Source organism: Streptomyces sp. KR80 (genome assembly GCF_052245555.1).
Taxonomy (GTDB): Bacteria; Actinomycetota; Actinomycetes; order Streptomycetales; family Streptomycetaceae; genus Streptomyces.
Genome location: NZ_JBQQCD010000011.1, coordinates 193,216 through 200,137 on the forward strand (window position 1 = coordinate 193,216; position 6,922 = coordinate 200,137).

The 6,922-nt window shown below is 67.4% G+C and carries 6 protein-coding genes and 1 pseudogene; 5 read left to right on the plus strand and 2 right to left on the minus strand.

All coding sequences use genetic code 11. The annotated features are described in order from the left end of the window. Positions 1–35: 35 nt before the first annotated feature. The gene (locus tag ACTWQI_RS17940) at positions 36–425 is read right to left on the minus strand and encodes a DUF7848 domain-containing protein (protein WP_443271587.1); all 390 of its coding nucleotides are present in this window, start codon (positions 423–425) and stop codon (positions 36–38) included. Positions 426–535: 110 nt separating this feature from the next. Here ACTWQI_RS17940 and ACTWQI_RS17945 point away from each other — a divergent pair, with 110 nt between their 5' ends. Next, on the plus strand, positions 536–1,369 hold the full coding sequence (locus tag ACTWQI_RS17945; protein ID WP_443271589.1) for a helix-turn-helix domain-containing protein: 834 nt from the start codon (positions 536–538) through the stop codon (positions 1,367–1,369). Next, entirely contained in the window at positions 1,366–1,584 is a 219-nt protein-coding gene (locus tag ACTWQI_RS17950) for a DUF397 domain-containing protein (protein ID WP_443271591.1), read from the plus strand. Before ACTWQI_RS17945 ends, ACTWQI_RS17950 begins: the two co-directional genes overlap by 4 nt. 9 nt (positions 1,585–1,593) lie before the next feature. Here ACTWQI_RS17950 and ACTWQI_RS17955 read toward each other — a convergent pair whose 3' ends face one another. Then, a complete protein-coding gene (locus ACTWQI_RS17955; protein WP_443271593.1) occupies positions 1,594–1,968 on the minus strand; it encodes a VOC family protein in 375 nt (124 codons plus the stop codon). Between the two features lie 364 nt (positions 1,969–2,332). On the opposite strand from ACTWQI_RS17955, the gene ACTWQI_RS17960 reads away from it, so the two are divergent. The 3 genes and pseudogenes from ACTWQI_RS17960 (at position 2,333) to acnA (ending at position 6,836) form a co-directional block, all read left to right on the plus strand. Continuing rightward, the gene (locus tag ACTWQI_RS17960) at positions 2,333–3,397 is read left to right on the plus strand and encodes a type III polyketide synthase (RefSeq protein WP_443271595.1); all 1,065 of its coding nucleotides are present in this window, start codon (positions 2,333–2,335) and stop codon (positions 3,395–3,397) included. Between the two features lie 93 nt (positions 3,398–3,490). Beyond that, a pseudogene (locus ACTWQI_RS17965) lies at positions 3,491–3,707 on the plus strand (hypothetical protein); the annotation flags it as partial. 390 nt (positions 3,708–4,097) lie between these two features. Continuing rightward, positions 4,098–6,836, plus strand: coding sequence for an aconitate hydratase AcnA (gene acnA / locus ACTWQI_RS17970; RefSeq protein ID WP_443271597.1), 2,739 nt, complete (start codon positions 4,098–4,100; stop codon positions 6,834–6,836). The last annotated feature ends 86 nt before the right edge of the window (positions 6,837–6,922 follow it).

Genomic DNA, 6,922 nt, shown 5'->3' on the forward strand with positions numbered 1-6,922 from the left:
GCTCAGCCCTGGTTTCACCCGCACAGGTGACTGGCTCATCCGGGCTCGTCGTAGTACGGATTGCCGGGCGCGGGTGTGACCCGCCAGAAGCTCTCCGTCGTGAGCCGGAACTGCCGGTGGGCGGGGTTGAGCCCCGTGTGCTTGAGGGCCCAGATCTCCATCGGCAGCCTTTCATCGTCCACGGGCTGTGATTCCTCATGGCACGTGACACAGGCCACGGAGAAGATCGCTTGTGGCGCGCCTTCGCCCGTCTCGGGGCCCAAGGTCCACTCCGCCGCCCGGATGATCGTCTGCGGCTTGACCGGGCTCATGCGCGCCGCCTGCCTGCTCACGGCATTGGCCTCTGCGACGCGCGCCCGCAACCGCAACTCGTCCGGGCCATGGGTGGGTTCGACGCTCGTGGGGGTGTGGTGTCCGGTGTCCATGAGTCTCCGCATTCAGGTCACTCGCTGCCAAGTGGGTCCTTACCGTGAGTGGTTAGAGGATTGCGCTGGGCCGCTGTCCTCACCAGGGGTGAGGGCATCACAAGAGGCTCGTGAGCCATTGGGGGTGCGGGATGGACGGGTTCGAGCCGACTAACGGAGCCGCGTTCTTCGGTACGGAGGTCCGCGAGTGGCGTACGCGCGCTGAGCTCACCCAGAAGGAACTGGCCGAGAAGACCAACTACGGCCCGTCGTACATCGCGATGGTCGAGACTGGTGGGCGCCTCGGAAGCCCGGAGTTCGCGGCGGGGTGCGATGAGATCTTCGACACGGGCACGTTCTTCGCGCGGCTGCGCCGCCGCGCGAGCCGGCGTGGCCATCCGGAGTGGTTCGTGCCCTACGTCAAGTTGGAGGAGAAGGCCGAGACGATCCTCGACTACAGCACCAGCCTGATCCCGGGCCTGCTGCAGACGGAGGCGTACGCGCACGCGGTCTTCCGTGCGGCGAATCTCCGGGACGACGACGAGGTGATCCAGCGGAAGGTCGAGGTGCGGCTTCACCGGCGCGGTGTGATGGAACGAGAGAAGCCGCCGCTGCTGTGGGTGGTTCTGGACGAGAGCTGTCTGCGGCGCACAGTTGGCGGGCGCAAGGTGATGCGCGAGCAGATGTGTCATCTGCTGGAGGAGGCGCGGTCGCCGCATGTAGTGATCCAGGCTCTTCCCTTCACGGCCGGAGCCCCGGCCCGCACTGGCGCATATAACGTGCTGACGTTCGATGACGCTCCGGGAATCCTGTACCTGAACACCCACGGCGTGAGCCAGGTGATCGACTCTTCGGCGATCGTCGCCGACTGGACCTTGGCCTACGATCGGCTGCGTGCCGACGCGCTGTCCCCGGCGGTGTCGTTGGACCTGATTCGTAGGGTGATGGAGGAGTACGCCGAATGAGCCCGATAGACCTCTGCGGCGCGAAGTGGGAGAAGTCCAGCTACAGCGACGGCGGAGGAGGGACCTGTGTTGAGTTCACCCGTACCTTCGCCGTCTCCGGTGTCGTCCCCGTCCGGGACAGCAAGGATCCGCACGGGACCGCTCTGACCTTCTCCGCCGACGCTTGGACCGCGTTCGTCGCCGCCGTACGGGCCGGTGAGTTCCCCGCCGCCTGACCCAGGCCGTCAGCTCTCCTGGAGTACCGAGAGGACGTTGCCTGCGGGGTCCTTGAACCAGGCGATCTTCGGGCCCTCAGGGCCGCGGGCGATGCCCTTCTCGTCCTGCTCGAAGCCCTTGTACCTCTCGAAGGACACCCCTCGCTCGCCCAGCTCGTCGACGGCCCCGTCGATGTCGTCCACGGAGAAGTTGAGGATGGTGAACGTCGCCGGCGTGTGGTCGTCCTTCGGGTAGACGAAGATCTCCGTGCCGCCGGCGAGGTGCAGCATCAGCATGCCGTTGTCCTCGCTCACCTTCAGGTCGAGCGTCTTGCCGTAGAACTGCTTGGCCTTCTGTAGATCGTTCACCGAGAAGCCGCTGAACGCCTTGGTGTTCCTGAACATGTCCCTTGTCCCTCGCCTTCCTCGCGTCCTGCTCTACGACGAACGAACCCGCCGAGGACCGGCAGCGCAAGCAGGGCAGGCCCAGTCGAGGGAAGGGCGGTACCGGGCGGCGATCATCTTGCGGCCGAGCTACCTTTGTGTTTGACCAGTCTGTGATCTTCATCGGCTGCAGCTTGCCCTGTATGTCAACAGCGTCCTCGAGGCCATCACGAGGTGCCGGAAAGGTCAGAGCCACTCGGCTCGCCGACCGGCTCATGGTGGGGCGGGCCAGCTCACTGGGCCGGTGACGGGCCCCTCGCTTGAGGGGCACCCATTCGGGTGAATCAAATTGCCCCATACGAGGGAACTCACTGACACTTGGGTTATGGACGACATATCGGGCGCACGCATTACCGGCTTCGGGGTGGCTCTCCCACCGATATCGCAGTCCCAGGCGGAGATCCCCGGCTTCATTCCGGACGACGATCCCAAGAAGGCCTTCCTCGAGAAGGTCATCGCCCACTCTGGCATCGAGCGCCGCCATCTGGCGGTGGACCCGATCGCGGAGGGGGTGCGCAGCTGGTCCACAGGTGTGCGCATGCGCCGTCACCTCGACGAGGCGCTGCCGCTGAGCAAGGACGCCGTCGCCTCCGCCCTCAGCCGGGCGTCTCTCGACGCGTCCGACGTCGGGCTCTTCTGCCTTGTCTCCTCGACCGGGTACGCAACGCCCGGCATAGACACCGGGGTCGCCCGGGACTTCGGCATGGCGTCGGACATGAAGCGCCTCTCGGTGGGGCACATGGGGTGCTTCGCTGCGCTGCCCGCCCTGGAGGCCTGCACGAACTTCGTGCGCGGCAACCAGCGGCCCGCGTTGATGCTCAACGTGGAACTCTCGTCCCTGCACCTGCAGCCGCCGCCCTATGACCACCAGCAGGTCGTGGTGAGCTCGCTGTTCGCAGACGCGGCCGTGAGCACGGTCGTCCAGCCGGAGCGGCGACGCCGTGACGGTTGGGGGCTGGACGTACTGGACTTCACCACCCGCACCGATGCCGAGCACGAGGACTGCATGTCGTGGACGGTCACCGACGAGGGGTTCCGGATGACCCTGTCCCGGCAGGTCCCCGGCATTCTCGGCGAGCATCTGCCCGGCATGGTGCGGGAGATGCTGGCGCGGCACGGGCTCGACGTCTCCGACGTGACGTGGTGGGCGATACACCCGGGAGGGCGGGCCATCATCGACACCGCCGAGAGCAGTCTGGATCTCGCCCCCGTCGATGTCGCCGTCGCCCGGCGCGTGCTCAACGACTACGGCAACTGCGGGTCCGCGGGCGTGCTCATGGTCATGGAGGCGCTGCAGCGGCCCACACCGCTGGAACCCGGGAAGCACGGCGTTGCCATGGCCTTCGGCCCCGGACTGACGATCTACGCCGCGCTGGTCCGCGGCGCGTGACGTCTGGATTCCGTCCGCCCGGAGGCGGTCCTGCCCGTCAGCCAAGGTCCCGTTCGGCACCACCACATGAACCCGACGGCGGGTGGGCCAGGCGGCCGGGCCACCGAGGCGCGGCCCTCGTGGGGATATCAGCGGTTGATGGGCGAGCACATGGCGACAGCGAGTGCCGCACTGGACATCCAGACCGGTCGACAAGATCGCACGCGTCCTGCGGCCCGGCGGCACTTACTTCGCCCAACATGTCGGTCCGGAGAGTGTCTTCGAGCTCGTCGAGTACTTCCTTGGCCCACAGCACCCGCACGCTGTTCGAGGCGAGGAAGCCGGCGTGACGTGGTCTCGGAGGGGACCGGAGAACCGTTCTCGCCTTCGCCCCCATCCAGCCCTCATCTGGCTTGCGAAGGCTGGACGCACCCGCAGCAGCGGACCAGATCCAGGCGAAGGCGGGCTCTGTGGTTCGCCCGGCAGTGGCTTGCGTGAGCTGGATCCGGTTAGGCCCTGAGCCAGGGGTGTGGCGGCCCGGAGCATGACCGGGCAGCGGTGATGTATTAGAGTTATCTCGACATCGAGATATCTGCCGAGAGCGCACCGCTGCCGCCCGTCGGGTAAGGGTTGCCTAACTAAGCCCTACCTTAGCGGATCGGCCACGAGCCGTGGCGGCAGGATCGTGTGAGGTACGCGCACATTGATGAAGGAGACTGTCGTGTCGGCGAACAGCTTCGACGCCCGCAGCACGCTGCGCGTGGGCGACGAGTCGTACGAGATCTTCCGGCTGGACAAGGTCGAGGGCTCGGCCCGTCTGCCATACAGCCTGAAGGTGCTGCTGGAGAACCTGCTCCGCACCGAGGACGGCGCGAACATCACCGCCGACCACATCCGCGCGCTGGGCGGTTGGGACGCGAGTGCCCAGCCCAGCGAGGAGATCCAGTTCACGCCGGCTCGCGTGATCATGCAGGACTTCACCGGCGTACCGTGCGTCGTCGACCTCGCCACCATGCGCGAGGCCGTCAAGGAGCTCGGCGGCGACCCGGCGAAGATCAACCCGCTGGCCCCCGCCGAGCTGGTCATCGACCACTCCGTCATCGCCGACAAGTTCGGCACCCCGGACTCCTTCGCCCAGAACGTCGAGCTCGAGTACGGCCGCAACAAGGAGCGCTACCAGTTCCTGCGCTGGGGCCAGACCGCCTTCGACGAGTTCAAGGTCGTCCCGCCCGGCACCGGCATCGTCCACCAGGTCAACATCGAGCACCTGGCCCGCACCGTCATGGTCCGCAGCGGCCAGGCCTACCCCGACACCCTCGTCGGCACCGACTCGCACACCACCATGGTCAACGGCCTCGGCGTGCTCGGCTGGGGCGTCGGCGGCATCGAGGCCGAGGCCGCGATGCTCGGCCAGCCGGTCTCGATGCTCATCCCGCGCGTCGTCGGCTTCAAGCTGACCGGCCAGCTGCCCACCGGCACCACCGCCACCGACCTGGTCCTCACCATCACCGAGATGCTGCGCAAGCACGGCGTCGTCGGCAAGTTCGTCGAGTTCTACGGCGAGGGCGTCGCGTCCGTGCCGCTGGCCAACCGCGCCACCATCGGCAACATGTCCCCGGAGTTCGGCTCCACCGCGGCGATGTTCCCGATCGACGGCGAGACCATCAACTACCTCAAGCTCACCGGCCGCTCCGAGCAGCAGCTCGCGCTCGTCGAGGCGTACGCCAAGGAGCAGGGCCTGTGGCTCGACCCGGCCGCCGAGCCCGACTTCTCCGAGAAGCTCGAGCTCGACCTCGCCACGGTCGTCCCGTCGATCGCGGGTCCGAAGCGGCCGCAGGACCGTATCGTCCTCGCCGACGCCAAGAACCAGTTCCTCCAGGACGTCCGCAACTACGTCGCCGACGCCGAGGACCCGGACGAGGCGAGCAAGGAGTCCTTCCCGGCCTCCGACGCGCCCGCGGTGAGCAACGGCGCGCCGACCAAGAAGGTCAAGGTCACCGCCCCCGAGGGCACGGAGTACGAGATCGATCACGGTGCCGTCACCGTCGCCGCGATCACCTCCTGCACCAACACCTCCAACCCCTACGTCATGGTCGCCGCCGCGCTGCTGGCCAAGAAGGCCGTGGAGAAGGGCCTGAGCCGCAAGCCGTGGGTCAAGACCACCTTGGCCCCCGGGTCCAAGGTCGTCATGGACTACTACGACCGCGCCGGCCTCACCCCGTACCTCGACAAGCTGGGCTTCAACCTCGTCGGCTACGGCTGCACCACCTGCATCGGCAACTCCGGCCCGCTGCCGGACGAGGTCTCCAAGGCGGTCAATGACAACGACCTCGCCGTCGTCTCCGTGCTCTCCGGCAACCGCAACTTCGAGGGACGGATCAACCCCGACGTCAAGATGAACTACCTGGCGTCCCCGCCGCTGGTCGTCGCCTACGCTCTCGCCGGCTCGATGAAGATCGACATCACTACCGAGGCGCTCGGCACCGACAAGGACGGCCACCCGGTCTTCCTCAAGGACGTCTGGCCTTCCGAGCAGGAGGTCGAGCAGGTCGTCGCGTCCGCCATCGGCCAGGAGATGTTCGGCGCCAGCTACGCCGACGTCTTCGCGGGCGACGCGCAGTGGCAGGCCCTTCCGGTCCCCACCGGCAACACCTTCGAGTGGGACCCGGAGTCCACCTACGTCCGCAAGCCCCCGTACTTCGAGGGCATGACGATGGAGACCAGTCCGGTCGAGGACATCGCGGGCGCCCGTGTCCTGGCCAAGCTGGGCGACTCGGTCACCACCGACCACATCTCCCCGGCAGGTGCCATCAAGGCCGACACCCCGGCCGGCCAGTACCTCACCGAGCACGGCGTCGAGCGCCGCGACTTCAACAGCTACGGCTCGCGCCGCGGCAACCACGAGGTCATGATCCGCGGCACCTTCGCCAATATCCGGCTGCGCAACCAGATCGCGCCGGGTACGGAGGGCGGCTTCACCCGTGACTTCACGCGAGCCGCCGAAGGTGAAGGGGGTGCTCCGGTCTCCTTCATCTACGACGCCTCGCGCAACTACATCGAGCAGGGCATCCCGCTGGTCATCCTGGCGGGCAAGGAGTACGGCTCCGGCTCGTCGCGCGACTGGGCCGCCAAGGGTACGGCGCTCCTCGGCGTCAAGGCCGTCATCGCCGAGTCGTACGAGCGGATCCACCGCTCGAACCTCATCGGCATGGGCGTTCTGCCGCTGCAGTTCCCGGAGGGGCAGTCGGCTTCGTCGCTCGGCCTGACCGGCGAGGAGACGTTCTCCATCACGGGCGTGACCGCGCTCAACGACGGAGCCATCCCGCGAACCGTCAAGGTCACCACGGACAGCGGCGTGGAGTTCGACGCCACCGTCCGGATCGACACCCCCGGCGAGGCGGACTACTACCGCAACGGCGGCATTATGCAGTACGTGCTGCGCTCGCTCATCGCCAAGTAAGCGCGGCCGCAGGCCAGTACGGCAGGTCAGGACAGCCGTGCGGCACGGCGGACCGGCGGGGCCGCACCTCTGAGAGAGGTGCGGCC

Excerpts from the sequence above, each read along its gene's own strand:
- ACTWQI_RS17950 (WP_443271591.1), top strand. The coding sequence starts at position 1,366 with ATGAGCCCGATAGACCTCTGCGGCGCGAAGTGGGAGAAGTCCAGCTAC.
- ACTWQI_RS17955 (WP_443271593.1), bottom strand. The coding sequence starts at position 1,968 with ATGTTCAGGAACACCAAGGCGTTCAGCGGCTTCTCGGTGAACGATCTA.
- ACTWQI_RS17960 (WP_443271595.1), top strand. The coding sequence starts at position 2,333 with ATGGACGACATATCGGGCGCACGCATTACCGGCTTCGGGGTGGCTCTC.
- ACTWQI_RS17940 (WP_443271587.1), bottom strand. The coding sequence starts at position 425 with ATGGACACCGGACACCACACCCCCACGAGCGTCGAACCCACCCATGGC.